General features: G+C 45.4%; 20 protein-coding genes. 15 read left to right on the forward strand and 5 right to left on the reverse strand.

Going from position 1 to position 21,106, the window contains the following annotated elements; translation table 11 throughout:
* Position 1 precedes the first annotated feature (1 nt).
* The 3 genes from yigB to CWO27_RS21520 all read left to right on the forward strand — a co-directional run bounded on the left by yigB (position 2) and on the right by CWO27_RS21520 (position 6,059).
* Complete coding sequence (gene yigB, locus CWO27_RS21510; protein ID WP_102432584.1) at positions 2-718, forward strand: 5-amino-6-(5-phospho-D-ribitylamino)uracil phosphatase YigB; 717 nt, start codon at positions 2-4, stop codon at positions 716-718.
* Between the two features lie 168 nt (positions 719-886).
* Positions 887-3,385 carry a bifunctional diguanylate cyclase/phosphodiesterase gene (locus CWO27_RS21515; protein ID WP_102432585.1) on the forward strand — a complete coding sequence of 833 codons (2,499 nt, stop codon included), beginning with the start codon at positions 887-889 and terminating at the stop codon, positions 3,383-3,385.
* 193 nt (positions 3,386-3,578) lie between these two features.
* Complete coding sequence (locus tag CWO27_RS21520) at positions 3,579-6,059, forward strand: bifunctional diguanylate cyclase/phosphodiesterase (RefSeq protein ID WP_107899483.1); 2,481 nt, start codon at positions 3,579-3,581, stop codon at positions 6,057-6,059.
* 146 nt (positions 6,060-6,205) lie between these two features.
* On the opposite strand, the gene CWO27_RS21525 is transcribed toward CWO27_RS21520, so the two are convergent.
* Positions 6,206-6,802 carry a tRNA-uridine aminocarboxypropyltransferase gene (locus tag CWO27_RS21525; RefSeq protein ID WP_102432587.1) on the reverse strand — a complete coding sequence of 199 codons (597 nt, stop codon included), beginning with the start codon at positions 6,800-6,802 and terminating at the stop codon, positions 6,206-6,208.
* A 2-nt stretch (positions 6,803-6,804) separates the two neighbouring features.
* The gene (locus tag CWO27_RS21530) at positions 6,805-8,349 is read right to left on the reverse strand and encodes a COG3650 family protein (protein WP_107899484.1); all 1,545 of its coding nucleotides are present in this window, start codon (positions 8,347-8,349) and stop codon (positions 6,805-6,807) included.
* A gap of 39 nt (positions 8,350-8,388) precedes the next feature.
* Between CWO27_RS21530 and CWO27_RS21535 the strand changes: the two genes are divergently transcribed.
* Positions 8,389-8,856, forward strand: coding sequence for an EVE domain-containing protein (locus tag CWO27_RS21535; protein ID WP_107899485.1), 468 nt, complete (start codon positions 8,389-8,391; stop codon positions 8,854-8,856).
* Positions 8,857-8,930: 74 nt separating this feature from the next.
* Here the strand turns inward: CWO27_RS21535 and CWO27_RS21540 are convergent, their stop codons facing one another.
* Both CWO27_RS21540 and CWO27_RS21545 read right to left on the reverse strand, forming a co-directional pair.
* Positions 8,931-9,758, reverse strand: coding sequence for a Cof-type HAD-IIB family hydrolase (locus CWO27_RS21540; protein WP_102432589.1), 828 nt, complete (start codon positions 9,756-9,758; stop codon positions 8,931-8,933).
* A gap of 190 nt (positions 9,759-9,948) precedes the next feature.
* Positions 9,949-10,929 carry an alpha/beta fold hydrolase gene (locus CWO27_RS21545; RefSeq protein ID WP_048662871.1) on the reverse strand — a complete coding sequence of 327 codons (981 nt, stop codon included), beginning with the start codon at positions 10,927-10,929 and terminating at the stop codon, positions 9,949-9,951.
* Between the two features lie 81 nt (positions 10,930-11,010).
* On the opposite strand from CWO27_RS21545, the gene rhtB reads away from it, so the two are divergent.
* The 7 genes from rhtB to CWO27_RS21580 all read left to right on the forward strand — a co-directional run bounded on the left by rhtB (position 11,011) and on the right by CWO27_RS21580 (position 17,346).
* Positions 11,011-11,628 carry a homoserine/homoserine lactone efflux protein gene (gene rhtB, locus CWO27_RS21550; RefSeq protein WP_048662872.1) on the forward strand — a complete coding sequence of 206 codons (618 nt, stop codon included), beginning with the start codon at positions 11,011-11,013 and terminating at the stop codon, positions 11,626-11,628.
* 45 nt (positions 11,629-11,673) lie between these two features.
* A complete protein-coding gene (locus CWO27_RS21555) occupies positions 11,674-12,894 on the forward strand; it encodes an EAL and HDOD domain-containing protein (RefSeq protein WP_055318280.1) in 1,221 nt (406 codons plus the stop codon).
* A 99-nt stretch (positions 12,895-12,993) separates the two neighbouring features.
* A complete protein-coding gene (locus tag CWO27_RS21560) occupies positions 12,994-13,335 on the forward strand; it encodes an ArsR/SmtB family transcription factor (RefSeq protein ID WP_048658886.1) in 342 nt (113 codons plus the stop codon).
* 41 nt (positions 13,336-13,376) lie between these two features.
* The gene (locus CWO27_RS21565; protein ID WP_107899486.1) at positions 13,377-14,381 is read left to right on the forward strand and encodes an ArsJ-associated glyceraldehyde-3-phosphate dehydrogenase; all 1,005 of its coding nucleotides are present in this window, start codon (positions 13,377-13,379) and stop codon (positions 14,379-14,381) included.
* Between the two features lie 18 nt (positions 14,382-14,399).
* Positions 14,400-14,891 (forward strand): cyclin-dependent kinase inhibitor 3 family protein, encoded by a 492-nt coding sequence (locus CWO27_RS21570; RefSeq protein WP_048658884.1) that lies wholly within the window; start codon positions 14,400-14,402, stop codon positions 14,889-14,891.
* Positions 14,892-14,987: 96 nt separating this feature from the next.
* Positions 14,988-16,208 carry an organoarsenical effux MFS transporter ArsJ gene (arsJ, locus tag CWO27_RS21575; RefSeq protein ID WP_102478822.1) on the forward strand — a complete coding sequence of 407 codons (1,221 nt, stop codon included), beginning with the start codon at positions 14,988-14,990 and terminating at the stop codon, positions 16,206-16,208.
* A 124-nt stretch (positions 16,209-16,332) separates the two neighbouring features.
* Complete coding sequence (locus CWO27_RS21580; RefSeq protein ID WP_102478821.1) at positions 16,333-17,346, forward strand: acyltransferase; 1,014 nt, start codon at positions 16,333-16,335, stop codon at positions 17,344-17,346.
* Positions 17,347-17,418: 72 nt separating this feature from the next.
* Here CWO27_RS21580 and CWO27_RS21585 read toward each other — a convergent pair whose 3' ends face one another.
* Positions 17,419-17,748, reverse strand: a complete 330-nt coding sequence (locus tag CWO27_RS21585; RefSeq protein WP_017061032.1) for a DUF2500 domain-containing protein — start codon at positions 17,746-17,748, stop codon at positions 17,419-17,421.
* A 244-nt stretch (positions 17,749-17,992) separates the two neighbouring features.
* On the opposite strand from CWO27_RS21585, the gene CWO27_RS21590 reads away from it, so the two are divergent.
* The 4 genes from CWO27_RS21590 (at position 17,993) to CWO27_RS21610 (ending at position 21,058) form a co-directional block, all read left to right on the forward strand.
* Entirely contained in the window at positions 17,993-18,367 is a 375-nt protein-coding gene (locus CWO27_RS21590) for a DUF4145 domain-containing protein (protein WP_107899487.1), read from the forward strand.
* A gap of 927 nt (positions 18,368-19,294) precedes the next feature.
* Positions 19,295-19,915: a lysoplasmalogenase gene (locus CWO27_RS21600; RefSeq protein ID WP_048658881.1), complete on the forward strand. Its 621-nt coding sequence runs from the start codon at positions 19,295-19,297 to the stop codon at positions 19,913-19,915.
* 90 nt (positions 19,916-20,005) lie between these two features.
* Positions 20,006-20,242, forward strand: coding sequence for a YecH family metal-binding protein (locus CWO27_RS21605; RefSeq protein ID WP_102432594.1), 237 nt, complete (start codon positions 20,006-20,008; stop codon positions 20,240-20,242).
* 231 nt (positions 20,243-20,473) lie between these two features.
* A complete protein-coding gene (locus CWO27_RS21610; protein ID WP_048658880.1) occupies positions 20,474-21,058 on the forward strand; it encodes a YhgN family NAAT transporter in 585 nt (194 codons plus the stop codon).
* The last annotated feature ends 48 nt before the right edge of the window (positions 21,059-21,106 follow it).

Raw genomic sequence — 21,106 nt, forward strand, 5'->3', positions numbered from 1 at the left:
TATGCGAATTTATCGAGGGTTAAAGCCCATCAAAGCCATGACCTTTGACTTGGATGACACCCTGTATGACAACTGGCCTGTGATCATGAAGGTTGAGAAGGAGATGGCACAGTGGCTTTATCAAAAGCACCCAGTGTCGGCTTCTTTATCGCTCGAAGAGTGGCAGGGCATTAAGCAGCAAGTCGCATCTGAAAACCCAGCTTTGAAACATGATGTCACCGTGTGGCGTGAAACTCAGATTAAGAGTGGTTTGCTGCAATTGGGTTATTCTCAGCAGCAAGCAGAGCAAGCGGCTCGAGAAGGCATTGAGCATGCCTTGTGGTTGCGTAATCAAGTCGATGTGCCTGACGAAACACATCGAGTGATGACTGAGCTTAGCCAACGTATTCCTCTAGTTGCAATTACTAATGGCAATGTCGACCCGCACAAAATTGGCTTAGGGCTGTATTTTCAGTTAATCCTTAAAGCCGGCCCTGATGGCAGAGCTAAACCTTACCCAGATATGTTTGAAAAAGCTCAGCAGCACCTAGATTGTAATGCTGAGAATATTCTTCATGTTGGTGATCACCTCAAAACGGATGTCTACGGAGCCAAGCAAAATGGCTTCCAAGCATGCTGGTTTAATGACACTGGTTCCAATTTATACCACTCCCCGAAGGCGAGCCTGCTTCCTGATGTTGAAATAGACCAACTTAGCGATCTTATGCGACTAATTTAATGGCTAGGTAGGCTTATTGTGTCGCATTTATGATAGTGAATTGTTACATTAGTCGCCTATAAAAGCCTGATTAGGTTAGGATAATTGGCGACTACTTTTTAGCGATTCATTTCAGTCATAGCAGTGGTTGCGGGTTGTTACTTCACTCGATTTTGAACAAGGGTTGGCATGCAAACATTTACATTTCTCGCAAATACTGAGGCGTTATTTAGAGCTCAATTTGATCAGCGAGAATGGTGTGACAGCAAACAGTACCTTATTCAAATCTTCTCAGCTCAATCTTCAGATCTGGCTCGTCAAATCGCGAGTGTTGCCCTCAATCGCTTAAACAATGCGACGCTAATCGGTCAGAGTGCTCGTCATGTTATCTGTGACAACTGTCTTGAGAGTACATGTACTTTAGTCATCATCAGTGAGTTTAACGAAACCCATCTAACCTCTGCGGTTCAGCCGTTTACTGGCAATCCAACTCAAGACAGCCAAGCGCTTGCTTCTCAGCTAGGCCTAACCAAAGACACCAAAACCGTTATCAGCCTATGTGATCAGGTAGAAGGGCGTGATTACCCTATCTATAGCGCTTTTGAGAATTTGCCTTACGCCTTGCCGATCGCTGGTGGACTGTGTCATGAGAATGAATTTGGCCGTTGGGTTATGTATAACGAGCAAACCTACCAGCACGCCTGTGTTGCGGTGGCTCTGACTAACCCAAGATTGAAGGTTTGGTCGGACGCGTACTCTGAGTGGAACCCGATTGGGATGAAGCTACGAGTCACACACGCAGTTGGAAATCGCTTATACGCGTTGAATGACAAGCCGGCTATTGAGGTATTCAAACATTACCTTGCGGATGGCAAAGACCTTCCTTTTAGTCAACTGATGAGCTTTCCGCTTTATCGAGAGCTTGGCAGAAAGAAGGGTATCTCGACGCCTCTGCGTATTAATGATGATGGCAGTATCGAGTTTGATAGCCCTTGGCATGTTGGTGAAGAGGCGCAGTTTTGTTATAACCACCCCTCTTTGACCGCTGAAAAGGTACGTCATGGTGCCGAGATGCTTGCGATGCATCAGCCTGAATCGGTGATCATCTATAACTGTGTATCTCGACTTGAGTTTATCGACAGTAAACTTGAGCTCAAGCCATTTGAAGGGATAGTGAACACGTGTGGTGCCTACTGTATGGGGGAGCTATACCGTAATGAAGACCGTCAAGAAATACTGCATCACAGCCTGACTTATATTGCTATGCGCGAGTCTGACGAGATCAAAGAGTTTCATTGTGAAGACTTTCAGTGTGGCTCAACAGTGTCGCCATTACTTAACCTGGTCAGAAATGCAGTCGCTGATCTCGACAGTATGAATACTCAGATGGAAAAGAAGCTCCATCAACAAGCGCGTCGTTTAACCGAGAGCTATCGCATTGACTCACGCACTGGCTTGCCGAATCGTATCGTATTAAAAGAACGCCTCAATACGATTCTATTTAGTGAACACTTACTCACGTTAAAGCTAACGAACTTCCATCAAGTTAATGAAAAATACGGCTACCAAGTGGGTGACCAGTTACTGCTTGATCTGTCTAATCACTTTATCGAACGATTGCAGCTTCGTGTCGTGAAAGAGCCTCGCGTGAAGGTTGAGCTGTTCAGTATTGGTGTCGGAGAGTGGGCGATTATCTTTAATGCCAGTGTTGGTAGTGCGAGAATAAAAGAAGGTTTCGTTGAGTTCGCGGATGACATCGAACACATCAACTTTGAGCCGTATGGTTTGGCTGATATTGATTACCTGTCAGTTTCTTTGTGTGGCGGTTTTGCCAGTCGTTGTGATTTCTTAACCGACAGCGGTGACGAAATCTTATTGAAAGCGATCGAAGCTCGACGTTATGGGGTTCGGAACAATACCCACATCACCAATGCCAAAGACATCCAGGTGAGCGAAGAAGACCGCAAAGAGCAACTCGGTTGGTTGAGCTGTGTAAGTCGTGCGATTTTAGATCAGAACATCATCACCTACTCACAGCCGATTGTGGAATCGGGTACGCACGAAATGATTGGCCAAGAGTGTTTGGTCAGAATCATGGAGTCGGACGGTACCATTGTACCACCAGGAAAGTTCTTACCTATCATTGCTGACACCCATCTATACACGCGTCTTAGTCGACACATGATTAAGAGTACTATCGGCTACATGGCGGATAAGCAGAGCTCATTTTCTATCAATCTATCCCCACAAGATTTGTTGAGCGACAAGACGCTTGAGGTGCTCGAGGCTGCGATCAGTGGCATGAACGATCCCACTCGACTAGGTTTAGAGGTTCTCGAGTCAGAACAGATTAAAGATTATGGCCGCATGATCGAGGTGTGTGATCACTTCCGTGCACTCGGGGCGAGAATCATTGTTGATGATTTTGGCTCTGGTTACTCCAATATCGATGAAATCATCAAGCTAGAGCCGCAGATCATTAAGCTCGACGGTAGCTTGATTCGTAATATCGATAAAGACCAAAAACAAAGAAATATCGCCTCTCAGTTGGTTCGCTTATGCCAAGTGTTCAATGCCAAAACGGTCGCTGAATTTGTCCACAACCAACAAGTTTGTGAGATAGCAGAACAAATGGGTGTCGATTATCTGCAGGGTTACTACTTCGGTGAGCCTAAGCGACTGTTTTAGCTGTTAAAGCTTCCAGTATCAGTATAACTACTGACGATAAAAGTACTGCGCCGCCATTAATGACTGCTTTTTGGCGGAATGAATGATGTCTTACTAAGGTCACATTATTCATAGCACGATCGTAAGTATTCCGTGCAAGCCTTATCTATAATAAGCACAATAACAGATCATTAACGTAACGATTAATGTGAATATGCAGTCGACTTCTCTCCTGATACAAGACATTGAGCAAACCCAACTTGAATTGGAAAAGATAGATTTTCATCAACATGAAAGCCTACTGATTCAGGTGTTTTCGTCTTTCGAGAAAGGTTCTGTTTTGGCTGCCTGCCAAGTGATTCAATCGACATTCCCCAATGCCAAACTGATTGGTTGCAGCGCTAACCATTACATTAGCCAAGGTGTCATCCTACACCAAGGTCTTTATCTGATTGTTACCCGCTTTGACACGACGTCTTACTCCTGTGGTGTTGTCGAATATAGCGAACAACCATTGTCTGATAGCCACGCTATGTGGCAACAGCTTGAGTGCAATGATAATACTCAAAGCATCATTTGTTTCGCAGACCGCTTGCAGATAAATAACCGAGATCTATTTTCAGCATTTGAGCAGTCGAGGTATTCATTACCTATCTGTGGCGGTGCATCGACCATCACAGATAATGGGCGATGGGTGATGTTAGACGGCATTTGCTATGAAAATGCCTATGTGATGCTTGCGCTGCACAGTGTTGAGCTCGCAATCACAAAGGGTTACTTCACTGAGTGGAACCCTATTGGCCGGACTTTCCGAGTAACAGGTGCTCAAGATAACCGGTTGCTGGAGTTGGATGGCATGCCTGTTCGCGAACTCTATAATCGTTACCTCGCTGATGGTCTCGAAGTGCCTTTGGAACAACTGCATAACTTTCCGTTGATGGTCGGTGAGCCGAAAGAGCAAAACATTCACTTACCGCTCAAGGTAGCGGAAAGTGGAGAGATAGAATTCAGTGGCCAGTTTCAAGTGGGCGATGAGGTCCGGTTTTGTTATGACCATCCATCACTGACCTTAGAGCAGATACGACTGGGCGTGCAACAGATCGCCTCTCATAGACCAGAACAGTTCTTTATTTACAACTGCACCTCTCGCATCGACTTTATCGATGGCAACCAAGAGGTTGAGGTTTTTCAAAAATTGGCCGACAGCTATGGCGTTTACTGCATGGGAGAACTTTATCAAGAGAATAGCCAACAGCGAATCTTGCACCATAGCCTCACTTACCTCACGCTTAGAGAGGGCGAGGGTAAGGCGGTATTGCCGTTAGAGACACAACCCGCGACTAACATATCCCCTCTGTTTTCATTGATCCGAAATGCACTGCTTGATGTCGATGAAATGAACAACAGCATGGCGAGTAAGATTCAGCAGCAAGCTACTGCATTGACGGCGAGCTACCGAATTGATCACCGTACTGGCTTGCCCAATCGAAGTGTGTTGCGTGAGAAGCTGTCGAAGATGAGCAGTGACAGCCATTTGTTAGCTTTGAAGGTCACGACCTTTGGTCAGATCAATGAGAAGTACGGCTATCGAGTGGGTGACAAGCTTCTGCATGATTTGAGTGAGTACTTTCAAAAGGCGCTGTGGCAGTTCTTTGATGAGGGTTGTCAGCTTTACAGTATCGGTATTGGTGAGTGGGCGGTGGTGTTTGATAGCTGGGCGAGCCAAGAACATATTCATCAGCGATTTTCGGAATTTGCCGATCAAACCGAGCATGTAAATTTCGAGCCGACCGGTTTACCCGACATTGATTACTTGTCGGTGTCTATCTGTGCGGGTATAGCCAGCCGTCGAGATTTTCCTACTACCTCTATTGATGACTTATTGTTGAAGGCAATTGATGCGAGGCGCAGCGCAGTCAGCCAGAACAAACACTTAGTGAGCGCCAAGACGCTCATTCAATTGGAGAAGCATCGCCAAGAACAACTTGGTTGGTTGTCGTGCGTGAGTCGTGCAGTGCTCAATCAGAATATTGTGGCGTGTTCTCAGCCCATATTATCGGCACACAGTCATCAAGTAGAGAGCTACGAGTGTTTGGTTCGAATTGAAGAGGACGGTCAGTTGATTGCGCCGGGTAAGTTCTTGCCAATCATTGAAGGAACCCACCTCTATACACGCCTCAGTCGGCAGATGATAACGCGCACCTTTGATTTTATGAGTCAGCGAACCGATTCGTTCTCAATTAATTTAGCGCCACAAGATTTCAGCAATGAGAAAACCATTCTTCATCTTGAGCAAGCGATCAAGAAAATCAGTCACCCACAGCGTATTGGCTTAGAGGTGTTAGAAACGGAACAAATTCAGGATTACGGTCGTTTGATTGAAGTGTGTAATCACTTCCGCGATCTTGGTGTGAATATTATTGTCGATGACTTTGGTTCGGGCTATTCGAATATTGATGAAATATTGAAGTTAGAACCACAAGTGATAAAGCTTGATGGCAGTTTGATTCGCAATATCGATAAAGATAAAAAGCAACGCAAGATCGCTCAGCAGTTAGTGAGCTTATGTCAGATTCTGAATGCTAAGACGGTGGCTGAGTTCGTTCATAATGAGCAGGTGTGTCGTATTGCCGAAGACATGGGTGTCGATTACCTGCAAGGCTATTACTTTGGTCAACCTCAGCGTTTGTTTTGATGGAGCGAGCGTTTCACGTGAAACACTGGTTGGCTCAATAACTAAAGTGCGATGTAAAAAGGGTGAGCTTATGGCTCACCCTTTCTGTTTTCAGTACTTGTCTCGTCCTGAAATGTGTTTATTGCCTTCCTACGCGCCTACTTAGTCTATTTGAGGGCGTGGCCACACTTGTCGGCGTGGAAGACTTTTAGATAATGTTGGTAGTAGTCATCAATGAGCTTGGCAGGTTCACTTTCACCTAAAGATTTGAGTAACTCAATACCCACTTCACAAGTACACAAGTGGCCGCTGTCTTGATTGCGGCGCAAGGTGTATGAAGATTCGCTGGTAATGTCGAGGTGAACTTGCGGAACAGCTTGTAACCACGAGCTCTTGTTAAGCATCTTCTTCGCTTCTTGCCATGTGCCATCCAAGATGATGAATAACGGCTTATGACTCTGGGCTTGGGTCACTACGGCTTGCTGACACTCGATACTTTGATCATTTGGGAATAACAGAAACGGTTGTCGAGTTTTATCTTCAAGCAGTGCGATTAGCTCAGCTGGTGGTGTTTTCCTTTGCCATACAAGGGACCGACACTGATCAAGGGATTGCTGAAGCAGCTTTCCGGTATTGGTATCGCGCGATAGTTCATTCTCATGAGTGAGCAGTACCAGATCGATTTGGCTTTCGACACTAGGTATAAGGTGACAAATACATTGGTGAGTGAAGCCACAACCAGGGCAAGCTTGTTGGTTACTCATGTTTACAGCTTCACTCCACTTTGTGCGGGTGAGATACCATCAGCAAACAACACCACGTCGCTGATATCAGCATCATCTGCAACTGGAGCGACACTTGGGTTTAGCGGATAGCTGACACCAGAGTATGAAAGTGTGTGTTTCGCAGCTGTTGCACCGCCGCCACTGACGTTGAAGATCAGATCCTGCCAGCCGTGGTTTTGCGATTTACCTAAGCGTATGTCGCCCTTAACCAGTGTCACTCGGCTATTGAAGCGCCAGTTATCTTGATGGTTTTCGAAAATCAGCAGTGTACAGCCACCAGAACCACACCAATCGAGTTGGGCAAACAACTCTTCTTTGCCGTCACCATTGAGGTCGTAGGTGAGCCAGCGATACTTAGTATCATCAGGTGAGCTGTTGTTGATCTTAAAATATTCGCGGATCGCTTGGTCAACTTTTGGATCAAGTTGATCGCTGGAGTTCACCTGCTTTGCGTTTAGATCAACGTTAGTGATGGTGTTTACTTGCGCTTGCGCACTCTTAGCTTCGAATAGCACCAGACCGCCATTGGCAATCGGATAGACCACGTTGCCCACTTTCTCTTTTTCAGCGACCAGCTTGCCATTATCGAGTGTGAAGATACGCTCGGAGATCAAATACTGTTGCTGATGGCGAGTCATCACCACTTGTACCTGATTTTGGTTCAGTTGTTGCCAGAAGCCTTGCTCAACAATAGAAGGGTCTCCATTGCTGTATGAATAAGTCGTGATAGCACTGTGGTCATCGTTGAGTTCAAGGTTGATAGAGAACCCTGAGTTTTGCGTTGAGCTAGCGAAGTAGAGTCCGCTCCAGTCCAGCGTTGGATCTTGGTTAGAGAGCGTCGCACAGCCATTGTAGTTGCTGTCGTTGAAGTTGAGCTTGGCTTCCCAGCCATAGATAGAGTCGCTCATGCCGTCGCTACAGCTTTCTTTGATCAGGTTGAGTTCGCCTTGCGCTGATTGACCTTCTAGTTGGTAGTCACGAGTGCTTGGAGTGGTGCAGCTGGATTCAATGCTGAGGATCTGTGGCTGTTCGCCCATCTTGGTGTATTTCAGCTGATCTTTATCAAAAGTCGCTGACCAGAATGGTTCATTGCCGAACACACGAGTAGAGCGCAAAGGTTGGTCACAACGATCAGGGTTCTCTGCAGTGAGGATATTGACTTGGTCAACCACGAAGCGTGCGGTGAAGTCGGCATTGTATCCAGTTTGGCTTGGTACCGTTAGGTGACCGATGAGCTCACCATACAAGGCTTGATAAGGTCTGGTCGCTAAGCCTTGAGCCTCGAGTGCTAGCTCAGGCGATAAGTCTAACCAGTATTGTTGCTGGCTACCGCAAGGGGTAAAGGTTCGGCTCTCATGGCCAACCACAACCTGACCACGCATGATGAAGGTTTGCGGTTGAATGCTCAGTGGCTCGTCCAAGGTTGCTGGTGGAACTTCAGGTTGTTGCGGCGTATCTGGCGCCGTTACACAACCTTGTAGCGCGAATGCGACTAACCATGTCACTGGGTTTTTCATTACCTTCATGTTATATCTTCCTCGAAGCAACCGTTAATTGGATTTATTATGGCATATTGGTTATTTAAAACAGAACCCGACACCTTTTCTATTCAGACTCTGAGAGTACAAAAAACCTCTTGTTGGGAGGGTGTACGCAACTATCAGGCTCGAAACATGATGCGTGATGACGTCAAGCTTGGCGATCTGGTGATGATATACCACTCATCATGTAAAAAAGTTGGCGTAGCGGGGATCGCTAAAGTAACCAGAGAAGCCTACCCAGACCACTTTCAATTCGATCCTGAGAGTGATTACTACGATCCTAAGTCTTCACCCGATAATCCACGTTGGATAATAGTTGATGTCGAGTTTGTGCGAGTGACTGAGCGCTTGATTCCCTTGGCAACGCTTAAAGCTATGCCTGAACTATCAGAGATGCCATTGGTGAAGCGCGGTAATCGCTTATCTATCATGCCGGTTACCGAACAAGAGTGGCAGGCCATCTTAAGCAAAGAAGTGCTAGGTTCTCGATAGCGTTAGAGAGAGCTTTTTATGTAAGGTTCAAAAAAGGCAGCCAGTTGGCTGCCTTTATGTTTTATTGGGACTGCTTAGAGTAGGTTCTTTTCTAAGTAGTGAGCAACGGCATCATCTGCGTTGCTGCCAATCACTTCATTGTCTGGCAGAGCTTTCATCACTTTTTCATGTGATGTGCCCATGATTAGGCCTTTGCCCGCCATCGCCAGCATTTCAGCGTCGTTCATACCATCACCAAAGGCAACACAGTTATCCAGTGTCAGGTTCAATGATTTCGCAACAGCGTCTAAGGCGTGGCCTTTAGATACTTCAGCAGCCATCACTTCTAAGCACCAAGGTGTAGAGAAGGCGATGTTCAGTTTGTCGCCAAAAGCATCTCTTAGCTTTTGTTCAAACGTGACGAGATATTCGTGATCCTGATCTGGGTGTGTGAAGAAGACTTTCGCGATGCCTTCGCTTGGTGCGTTGTCAGCTTCAAAGCGTTTGTAACTAAAGCCAGATTCACTGTGGAACTTAGCCAGCATTTCATCTTCACGGTCTAGTAGCCAATCTTCATTCTGGTACATGTGAATAAAGAGGTTTGGATCTTGGCGAACGATATCAATAACAGGCTGAACGAGTTCCTGAGGTACGTTCTGGCTATACATCAATTGATCGTTCTGGTCATGCACACGTGCACCGTTTGATGTGATCATGTACGCCGGAATGCCTGCAATCTGACGAATACCCGCCACATCGACGTGGTGACGACCCGTAGCGAAGATGAAGGTATAACCTTGGTCGTGTAATTTCTTTAGCGTCAACTTGGTAAAGTCGCTTAGCTGATGGTTGGGAGCCAAAAGCGTACCATCTAAATCAGAAGCGACAATTTTCACGGAATCTTTAAGTGCAGGAATACTCATTTAACCCTCATTGCAAAATGCTGAATCAATATTGACGCTAGCCAACGCTAGAATCGTTTTAACTACAATATCTCTAGGTAGAAATTGTATGCCAAATTCATGCAAGAAAAGAGGGCAAAGCTCACTTACTTCTCTTCCTCTTTAGCGACTCTCTCTGCTGTCCGTTACTTTTCTTGTTGTCACGCTAACGCTAAGCAAAAAACTGAGTAATAGCCCCCAATGTTGGATTACGATACTCATCTTTCTCAAACAACACCTCATGTCTAGAACCTTCGATGACCTTAAATTGGCAATCCGAGTTGGTTTTCTTCAGCTTATTGATGAACTTCACTTGAGCATCGTTACTGACAATCTTCTCTTCCCCAGCTTGAATCAATAGTAGAGGGATTTTGATTTGGCGAGTTTGTTGAATCGCTTGCTTGGCTGCCATTAATCCTTGCCATACCCAGCGCGTACTTGGCCCACCCACCTGCAAAGAGGGTGACTCGTCATATAAGCGACGGAACCACTGATAGCGAACCTTGCTGTGGCTCAGTAAGTTGTTTTCGAAAGGCTTCGAGTAATACGCTTGCTGCCCCGGCGCGTAAACTGGCTTGGCGTGATATGCGGTAAGCACTTGTCCAACAATCATCGCGATAGGTTTTAGGTACCATTCAGTGTTGATGCCAAACATCGGCGCACACAGAGTGACCTTATCAAACGGATGGTCTGGATGAGTTTGTAGGTAGCGAGTCGCGATGGTACTGCCCATTGAATGCGCGAGCAGATAGCGATTGGAATACTTACTGAGATCAAAACTGGCAATGACGTCAGACATGTCAGATGCATAATCATCAAACTCATGAATGTGACCGATGTCAGAGTCTGTTACCATACGTTCAGACTGGCCTTGACCTTGGTGGTCAAATGAATAAACGTCATAGCCTTGTTGATAGAAATCATAAAAGAGTTCTTGGTATTTTTGGCAGCACTCGATACGGCCATTTGAAATAACAATCGCCTTGGTATGCGCCTCTGAAGTAAGGCTACACCAGTACAGCCTCTTTTTACCGGATGATGTTACATACCCATCTTTTCGTTGTTGCCAAAGGGTGGGGATCGGGTGTTTAATCGCTTGCTCGAATTGAGGTTCTTGCGTGTACGAAAACGGGGCGGCGCTGTGGTTTTCCATGGGAAATTACCTGAACTGGTGCATGTGAGAGCTTTATCGCTACTAATGTTGTTAGATTAAAGAACTAGTAAGGAAATGCAAATGGATACTCATGTTTGGCTTGCTTATGTCGTCACGGCGATTTTGTTCAGTTTGGCTCCGGGCTCAGGTACCGTTAACTCAATCAGTAATGGGCTAAGTTATGGCACTAAGAAGTCACTCGCGTCGATCGCAGGCTTACAGCTTGGCCTTGCATTTCACATCATGCTGGTGGGAGCGGGTATTGGTGCATTAGTCGCTCAATCTGCATTGGCGTTCACCATCATCAAATGGGTGGGGGTGGTGTATCTTCTTTGGTTGGGTATCCAAAAGTGGCGCGACAACTCTAGCTTAATGGCTTCTGAAGAAAGCTCAACGTTATCGAGTGGCAAGCTGCTAAGAAATGCGGTGCTGATTAACCTTACCAACCCTAAATCTATCGTGTTTTTGGTGGCTCTGTTCCCTCAATTTATCGATCCAACACAACCGCAAGCACCACAGTTATTAGTGCTAGGTGTGACGACGGTATTCATTGATAGCGTTGTTATGTTGGGTTACACCTCATTAGCGTCACAAATGGGACGTTTTATTCGTTCAGATCGCATAATGGGTAAGATAAATAAAATCTTTGGTGGTATGTTCATGGGCTGCGGCGCATTGCTGGCTGCCGCTAAAGCCTAGTGAAAGCAATAGAGTTATAGTTAAACCAATTAGAGTTATCAAGAAATGACCGCTACCTACGTTGCTCGACAACCTATCTTAAACCGAAACAAGAACACGCTTGGTTATGAGCTGCTGTTTCGTGACGGAGAAAGGAATGCCTATCCAGCGCATATAGAGTCTAATCGAGCAACGTATCGTCTGATTGTTGAGAATTTCTTGTCGGTTGGGCTTAATCCGTCGATCCCATCTTCACGTTGTTTTATTAACTTCCCGTATCAAAGCTTGATTCGTCGGCTGCCACTGAGCTTGCCGAAAGACAAGGTGGTGGTTGAGATCCTTGAAACCTGCCAACCGACCGACGAGTTATTAGAAGCCGTTAAAGAGCTCTACCAAGCGGGCTACATGATCGCCCTAGATGATTTTACTTCGACGCCAGAATGGGAACGTTTCCTCAGATATACGCATATTGTTAAGCTCGACATCATGCAGATGGGCTTAGACGAGGCGTGTGATTTGGTTAGGGCGCATCAAGGGAAGAAATTTAGCTTTCTTGCTGAACGAGTCGAAAACGAACAAGAATTCCAGCAAGCGAAAGAGGCGGGTTTTAAGTTCTTCCAAGGCTACTTCTTTAGCAAACCGGAAATCATCAAGACCAAGTACATCAGCCCTGAACAAGTGATTGCCATGGAGCTGTTCCAAGAAGTGTGCAAGCCGGATGTCGACTTTCAGCGTGTCGAGAGCATCGTCGCAAAGGATGTCGCTTTGTCTTATAAGCTACTGCGCTTTGTAAACACCATGTCGCCTCGTCTTGAGGTAACTATTTCGTCATTCCGTCAGGCCTTGGTTTACTTGGGGCAAGAGAAGCTGAAAATGTTTGTTTCGCTGGCGGTAGCGTCTTATGTTTCTGATAAAAAGCCGAAAGAGTTGTATGGCTTGTCTTTACAGCGAGCGCAATTTTGTCAGCGTATGTCTCGTTACCAAGCGTTTGAAGGGCACACTGAGCAAGCCTTTATGATCGGTTTGTTCTCGTTGCTGGATGCATTGCTCGACCTATCGTTAGAGAATTTAGTTGAGCAACTGCCTTTGTGTAAAAGTATCAAGGTGGCTCTGCTTCGTAGAGAAGGGCCATACGGTACCTTACTTGCGCTTGAAGAGAGCTTTGAACATGCCGATTGGCAACAGATTGATGAGCACTGCGCTGATTTAGGGTTAAGCGTGGATCAGGTCAAAACGGAGCTTACTGAAGCTCGCCGCTGGAGTCATACCGTGACCAACAAGCTCTGATGTTTATTCGTTAAACTTTTATGACAATTGAAACGCACGCCTTGACGTGCGTTTTTTTATAACTAATATATACGCATATCCATATATGAGTATGTAGTTATGCTTCCTCACCAATTTTTTAAATTACTGTCTGATGAAACGCGAGTGCGTTGCTTAATGATGATTGTGCGCCAAGAGTGCCTCTCTGTTGGTGAGTTGACACAGGCATTACAAGAAAGTCAGCCAAAGGTTTCACGCCACCTTGCGCAGTTGCGCTCAAACGGTATTTTGACTGACGTTCGCCAAGGGCAGTGGGTGTTTTACCGCCTGTCACAAGATTTACCGGGTTGGATGCTAAAGTTAATTGATGACCTTATCGCATCGAACTGTTTGAAAACTGAATACCAACAAGACATTGAGCGCTTAGAAGCAATGACTTCACGCCCTCAATGTTGCGTTTAATTGAATATTTTTAGATTCACCACTAGCTGAGAGAGCATACGATGACAGTTAAAGTAGGTATTAATGGTTTTGGTCGTATTGGCCGTCTAGCACTTCGCGCAGCATTCGACTGGGCAGAGCTAGAGTTTGTACAAATTAATGATGTAGCGGGCGATACCGCAACGTTAGCACATCTTCTAGAGTTCGATTCAGTTCAAGGTCGCTTTCACCACGAAGTAACTGCAGAAGGCGATGAGATGATCATTAATGGCCAGCGCATCAAGACCACACAAGAGCGCGACATCGATGCGATCGATTGGTCTGGCTGTGATGTGGTTATCGAAGCGACAGGTGTTCACCGTAAGACATCTTTCCTAAACAAATACCTAGAGCAGGGCGTGAAGCGTGTTGTGGTATCGGCGCCAGTGAAAGAAGAAGGCATCGCAAACATTGTTGTTGGTGTGAACGACAATATCTTCGACCCAGCAGTACACAAAATCGTAACCGCAGCGTCTTGTACAACAAACTGTATCGCGCCAGTGGTTAAAGTGATCAACGAGAAGCTTGGTATCGAGAATGCGTCATTCACAACGATTCACGATCTAACCAACACGCAAACTATTCTAGATGCACCCCACAAGGACTTACGTCGTGCACGTGCATGTGGCATGAGCCTTATCCCGACAACAACGGGCAGCGCTAAAGCGATTGTTGAGATCTTCCCTGAGCTTGAAAATCGTATTAACGGCCACGCGGTTCGTGTACCACTAGCGAACGCGTCTCTGACAGATATCATCTTCGAAGTGAAGCAGGATACAACAGCAGAAGAAGTTAACGCGATGCTGAAAGAAGCGTCTGAGAACGAACTGAAAGGCATTCTTGGCTTTGAAGAGCGTCCGCTGGTTTCTATCGATTACAAAGGCGACCAACGCTCAACCATCGTAGATGCACTATCAACTATGTTAGTGGGTAAGCGCATGGTTAAGATCTACGCTTGGTACGATAACGAAATGGGTTACGCGACACGTACGGCTGAGTTAGTTCGTACTGTCGGCCTTTCTAAATAAGAATCTGGGGAAGACACAATGACACATCCAACGTGGCAACTAGACCTTGAGAAAGGTGCACTTATCCTGACTCCATGCCCAGGCACTAAAGACGCAGACCTAGATGCATCTCTAGCTCAACTTAAAGCGCAAGGCGCAGAAGCAATTGTGACGGCTTTAGACAGTGAAGAACTGGCAAGCAAGAATGTTTCTGAGCTAGGCGAGAAAGCACAAGCACTAGGCATGCAATGGTTCCAAATTGAAATCGAAGATGATTGTGCACCGGGTGCTGACTTTGCGCAGAAGTGGCAAGCAGCAAGCCCAGAGCTACATCAAGTTGTGGATAATGGCGGTAAGGTAGCGATGCACTGCATGGGCGGTTCTGGCCGTACAGGTTTATTCGCAGCTCATCTGCTTTTAGAAAAAGGCTGGGACCTCGATAAGATCGTTCAAGAAGTTCAGGCACTGCGTCCAGGTGCCTTCACTAAATCTATCCAGGTTGAGTACATTAATGGCGTAGCGAATAGCTAATAGTCATCAGTGTTAGACAGGGAGCTTTTGGTATCTGGAGTGTTGAACTTATCATGATCCAAAAGCTCTTTTTGTTTTGGTTGCAGAGATAGCATTATGTTTTCAAATCTAAGTAAGAGCGTTCGCCAATACATGTTGGTGACCTTCAACTACTGGAACTTCACCATTACTGATGGTGCACTTCGTATGCTGGTGGTTTTGTATTTTTACGACCTTGGCTACAGTTCGTTAGAGATCGCCTCGCTGTTCCTTTTCTATGAATTCTTTGGTGTGGTGACGAACCTAATCGGTGGTTGGTTGGGCGCACGTCTTGGCCTCAATAAGACCATGAACATTGGTTTGGGGATGCAAGTTGTCGCCTTGGGTATGCTCGCGGTGCCAACGGCGATGTTGACTATTCCTTGGGTAATGGCGGCGCAGGCCTTGTCTGGTATCGCTAAAGACCTCAATAAGATGAGCGCCAAGAGCTCAATTAAGACCTTAGTGCCGGATGAGCAGCAAGGCGCGCTGTATAAGTGGATTGCAATTCTGACAGGCTCTAAGAATGCCCTGAAAGGTGCAGGCTTCTTTATTGGCGGTTTACTGCTTTCAACGATTGGCTTCCAATATGCAGTGCTTGCGATGGCAGCTGTGCTGACTTTGGTCTTCATTGGCAGTGTGCTGAGCTTAGAAGCGGACATGGGTAAAGCGAAAGCCAAGCCTAAGTTCAAACAGATCTTCTCTAAATCTGAATCCATCAACATCCTATCTGCAGCTCGCATGTTCTTGTTTGGTGCTCGTGATGTGTGGTTTGTGATTGCTTTGCCAATTTATCTCGGCAGCGTGTTTGGTTGGGATCACTCATGGGTTGGCGGTTTCTTAGCGGCTTGGACTATCGCTTATGGCTTTGTACAAGGCATAGCGCCGAAGATTACGGGTAAAGCTCAGGGTAAGGTGCCAGATGGGCATGCCGCGCTGTTATGGGCTGGTGCGTTGGCTATCGTGACCGCTGCCATTGCTTATGCGGTACAGATTGGTTGGCAACCAGAGCTAGTTATCGTGGGTGGTTTGATGGTGTTTGGTGCTATCTTTGCGGTGAACTCATCACTTCACTCATATTTGATTGTGAGTTATGCGAAAGGCGATGGCGTTTCTCTTGATGTCGGTTTCTACTACATGGCAAATGCGATGGGCCGTTTGATTGGCACGATATTGTCGGGCTTGGTATTCCAAATGGCAGGTTTGTCTGCGTGTTTGTGGGTTTCCTTCGCATTCTTAGCGATAACGACGGTGATCTCTCTGCGTTTACCTAGGATACCGCAAATCTCAGCAGCATAAGCTTCAGCTGCATGAGCTAAATTCGCGATAAGCATCTCCTTTAACACTAAGCTGACTTGGTATTTATTCCGGTCAGCTTTTTTATTGCTATAGTAGAATGATTGAATATTAATCAGGCATTTACATGAAGCAGCGAATTCTCTTTTTTGATTTAGCACGATGTGTCGCGGCCGTAGCGGTTATCGCGATTCATGTTTTGGCGCCTTATCGCAATGAGTTAGGAACCGTTCCTTTCGGCGAATGGTTAACAGCAATCAGCGTCAATGGCTTCAGCCGCTGGGCTGTACCTGTCTTTATATTGATAACGGGTGCTTTGATGTTAAGCGATCAGCGCCCGTTTGACGCTAAGTACTACCTCAAGCGACGCCTAGGCAAAGTATTGATACCTTTCATCGTTTGGTCGCTTTTCTATACCTACCTATCTGGTTGGTCTGCGATGGGCTTTGATGCCGACGTCAGTTGGGACGTGTTGCTCAATAGCTATCATCATTACACCTATTACCACCTCGGTTTCTTCTATTACTTTATCCCGCTCTACTTTGTGATTCCGTTCTTGCAGATCATGGTCAGAAAGTACGGTGATAGATCGGTCTATGCCTTTACGGCGGTATGGCTGCTCACAACATTACTGTTCTTACTGAGAATCGACGGTCCTTGGAGCCACGAATTGTGGCTGTACACCGGTTACTTACCATTGGGATACTTGCTGTATAAGATTGTGCCACTTAACAAGGTGACAGTCGGCGTGAGTGTGTTACTGGGTGGGTTAGCGTTACTAACCACGGTTTACATGGTAGTTGATGCAAGCTTGGTAGCAGAAGAGTACACGGTGGGGCGCTGGTTATCTTACAAGACGTTGAATACGGTATTAGCAGCGAGCATGGTGTTTATGCTGTGTCGTTATTACGGAGAAGGATTATCTGAGAAAAGTAACCAAGTGGTTGGCTTTATCAGTAAGCACAGTTTAGGTATCTACCTGCTGCATCCTATCTTCTTGTGGCCAATGAAAGAGTTTGGTTGGTACCAGGGACACCCTGCGTGGGTTATCCCATTATGGATTGTGATCAGTGGCGCAGGTGCGCTTTGGATGAGCTGGATGGTATCTAAGTCTGAGAAAACGCGTTGGTTATTGCCTTAGTCGTTAATACTAAAGCCATTAGTTATTATCGCTGATGGTCGTTTTTTGATGAATCGTTGAAGCGGCTTACGATTAGCGTTTCAACGCAAAGTGTAAGAACTTATCGCCTTGGTAGGTTAAGGTTCCTTTGTCGCCGGGGTTAAGGGCGTGGAAATAGTGGATTCCGACTTGGAATTCGCGTTTCGGACCAACCACACCACGTTGAACGTAAATCCAGTACTCTTGATCTTCTTGGCCAGGTTCTGCGTCAGGAAGGTCGATGGATTGTTTGTCTAACACAGTGACATTCACTTTCTTCTCTGGCGCATTTTCACCTTGCGAGTGTTTTCGATAGAAACCAATAAATACCCAAGCCGCTAGAGCAGCGAGTGCAAAAATGGCAAAAAAGAGTGAATTAGGCATATAACCTCCATGTAGTCGTGATGGTTATTCTAGTCTTTCAGGCAATAAGGATATGTGTTTAAAGCCGTTATTCGTGAACTGTTGTAAGCCAAGCTGATTATTTTTCGGCGGACATCACATTTAATGGCCAGTTTGGGATAAAGCATTGTTATTTATTGTCTCTTTCTCTCGTAAATAACAGTGATTTTGTATAAGAATAGGGAAATGCTCGACTAGAATTATAGTGTGGAGTGGGAGGGCCAAGATGACCGATATTGAAAAAGTGGTGACAAGAACTCGCAATATAGAGAAATTATTGAGGCTTCAATATCATGCCGAAGGCGAAGGATTGCATGAGCTTGTAACAAGCTGTGAAGAAAGGCTACCGCACGATATGGTGAGCAAGCTGCGTTATATCGCAACGTGTCGTAACAAGGTAGTCAATGAACATGAGGCTAAGTTGGAAGACCAACATAAGTTCATCATGATGTGTAACGACTGTGAGAAGGAGCTGACTCCACGTAGTGGTCGTTTTATTTGGCGAGTTGCGATCTTACTAATGATGGCAATGACTTTGGCTGCCGCAGGTTTCTATTATGCGAACTGGGATGCGCTAACACTGCATCTGTTTTCGAAATGAAAAAATTGAACAAAAAAAGGGACGCTCATGGCGTCCCTTTTTTTATCTGTAACTTGCTTAGTACATCATCGGTAGTGTCATTAGACCTACAACTACCGCGATCATTACAAGTCCTTGTCTTTGCGAAGATGAAATCATAACACTACTCCTAAATTTGGTTGTCTCTCGCTATGTTTTAAAGAATAGCACTACTTATGGCTTTAGATCAATAATTACTTTCGAAAGCTTTAAAAGTAGTAGAAAACTATGAGTTTTTTGCTTGTTTGAGTGTATTTAACTGTGTTTTATGGTGTGTTCTTATTTTGTTCGTTGTGATTTATGTTTGTTCTAATTTGGTTTAACCTGTTGTTTTTCAATGGTTGTTTTGTGTAATTTATATTGTTAAAGGTTGTTAAACTGTATTAATAAGGGTTGGCGGTGGCTAGGTTTGTTTTGGTTGATTTTTTAAGTTTTCGACTTGGTTTTTGTGGCGGTTTTTACCGGGGGCTTGAAATAACCTGACAAAACTGGGTTCTAAAAAAGAAAACTGGCTACTTTACAAGTCTAGGGTTGGTCGGAGTTTTTATTTCCCTATTAAGCTTGAGTTTGTTTGTTTAAGTTATTGTTATTGTTTGCTTTAAATGTATTGATTTTAATTTTTTAAGTGTGGTATTTGCCGGAATTTGGCCAGTTTTTATGGAGCCAATAGGTTAGAATTGACCAAAATTCAAGTATGGCGACTCTAATGCCAGTTTGAATAGGTTTTATGATGATTTGCTCTAGTTTTAAACGAATAGTCATTGTCACTGTGGTAATTGTTACGACTTCAATCTAAAGAGACTCTTTTTAGTGGAAGCGTAATCAAGATCCAATTTTGAGGGGCTGAGGCTTTACATCAACACTCGTGTGCCTAGACTGGCGACGATTTAAAGCAATAGGGCAAATGGTATGTGGAGTTGGTTGGCGGTTTCCTTGTCTGGTATCGGAGCAATAGCAGGAACGAAGCATGGACATATCGGTCAGGCCTTATCGTATAAGGTTTTTACCTTTGTATTATTAGCGACCATTGCTTTAACTCAATCTGTCGTTGCTGATTTTACCTATTGGGTCGTTGCTGGGTTGGCGGTTTCTGCGATCGCAGATGTCTTACATACTGTTACTCAAAAACGTCCTCTGCATTTTGTTTGCTTCTTGCTGGCTCAGCTCTGTTACAGCAAAGCATTTTGGTTACAGCTATCAGGAGAAATGGTCTGGTGGTTGTTCGCACTCCTGTTAGCGGCTTGTGTCGTTGCTTTCTTCTTACTTCTGCCTCGCTTAGACAAACTCGTCTTTCCTGTGGTTATCATGGGTATCGTGCTTATTCAGCTTGCATGGGCTTCTGGTGAGCTCTGGTTGCTTGATCCTCAACTGTCGCATGCGGTGGGTTTTGCTGGTTGTGCCGTGTTGCTGCTTTCTGCATTAGCATACGCGCTAAACTTCTATCGTAGCCCCATTAAGGGTGCCTACTTTTGGGTGACGGGCAGTTACTTTCTGGCTCACGCTCTCATTGTTGCTTCCCTTACCATTTAGGGTAGAGCTAGCTTAACTCTGAGCTACATCAAGGCAGCTAAGATGAAAGTAGGTAATCTACGTCTACTTCATTAAACATGAGATAGAGTTATGACTACCGAAATTCATGCACACAACGTTTTAAACCTACTGAGTGAAAAGCCACTGACTTGTGAAGAGTTGACGCAAGAGCTTGCTCAAACTTATGGCGCAGAAGCTCGTTTCCATACCTGTAAGCTGAACGGCCTGGATTTAGATGGATTGCTGAAGTTTTTCCTGAAGATGGAAAAGGTCGTAGTTATTGATGACAAGCTTTGCACTAATCGCGAACGTGTGTGTAACCACTAACTCCCAGTGACTTGGTTTCAGAGCCTTTTGGCTTTTATAGATTAAGAAGAGTGGATGCTATGTTTCGGCTTCACTCTTTAAATTCTCTTTTTACTTTTCTCCTTTCTACTTTTCTATTTGCTCTCGCAAAATTCCCTTCTAATTAGATAAGTTAATCCTTTTATTACTGCGTTCGAAAATCAATGTTGAGGCTGCTATACTCCGCGCACTTACGCTTTTCGAGACAAACTTATGGAAATTTTATCTGCAGCAACCATGCTGTTTCTTATTATGGACCCGCTTGGCAATCTACCAATCGTGCTCTCTATCCTTAAGCATATTGATCCGAAGCGTCGTCGTATTGTTCTTGTTCGTGAACTGATGTTTGCGCTGATTATCCTGCTGTTGTTCTTGTTTGCTGGTCAAAGCATTATGAACTTCCTGCATGTGCAGCCTGAAACCTTGAGTATCTCTGGCGGTATTATTCTGTTCATCATCGCGATTAAGATGATTTTCCCAAGTGCGGGTAGTATTACTGGCCTCGCGGCGGGTGAAGAACCGTTTATTGTGCCGATGGCGATCCCAATGATTGCTGGCCCTTCAGTGATTGCGGCATTAATTCTGTTGTCGACACAGCACCCTGACAACATGTTAGAGCTTTCAGCCGCGGTGATGTTGGCTTGGGGCGCTACCTTCTTCATTCTGATGTTTAATGGCTTCTTCCTGCGAGTGTTGGGTGAGAGAGGCCTTAAAGCCATCGAACGCTTGATGGGCTTGTTGCTGGTTATGCTGTCGACGCAAATGTTCCTAGATGGTGTGAAAGGCTACATGGGTTAACATCAGTATCATCGCTGAATAAAAAAACGCCGCTCAAATGAGCGGCGT

The sequence above is a fragment of the Vibrio sp. 10N.286.51.C3 genome, from assembly GCF_003050065.1.
GTDB lineage: Bacteria > Pseudomonadota > Gammaproteobacteria > Enterobacterales > Vibrionaceae > Vibrio > Vibrio crassostreae.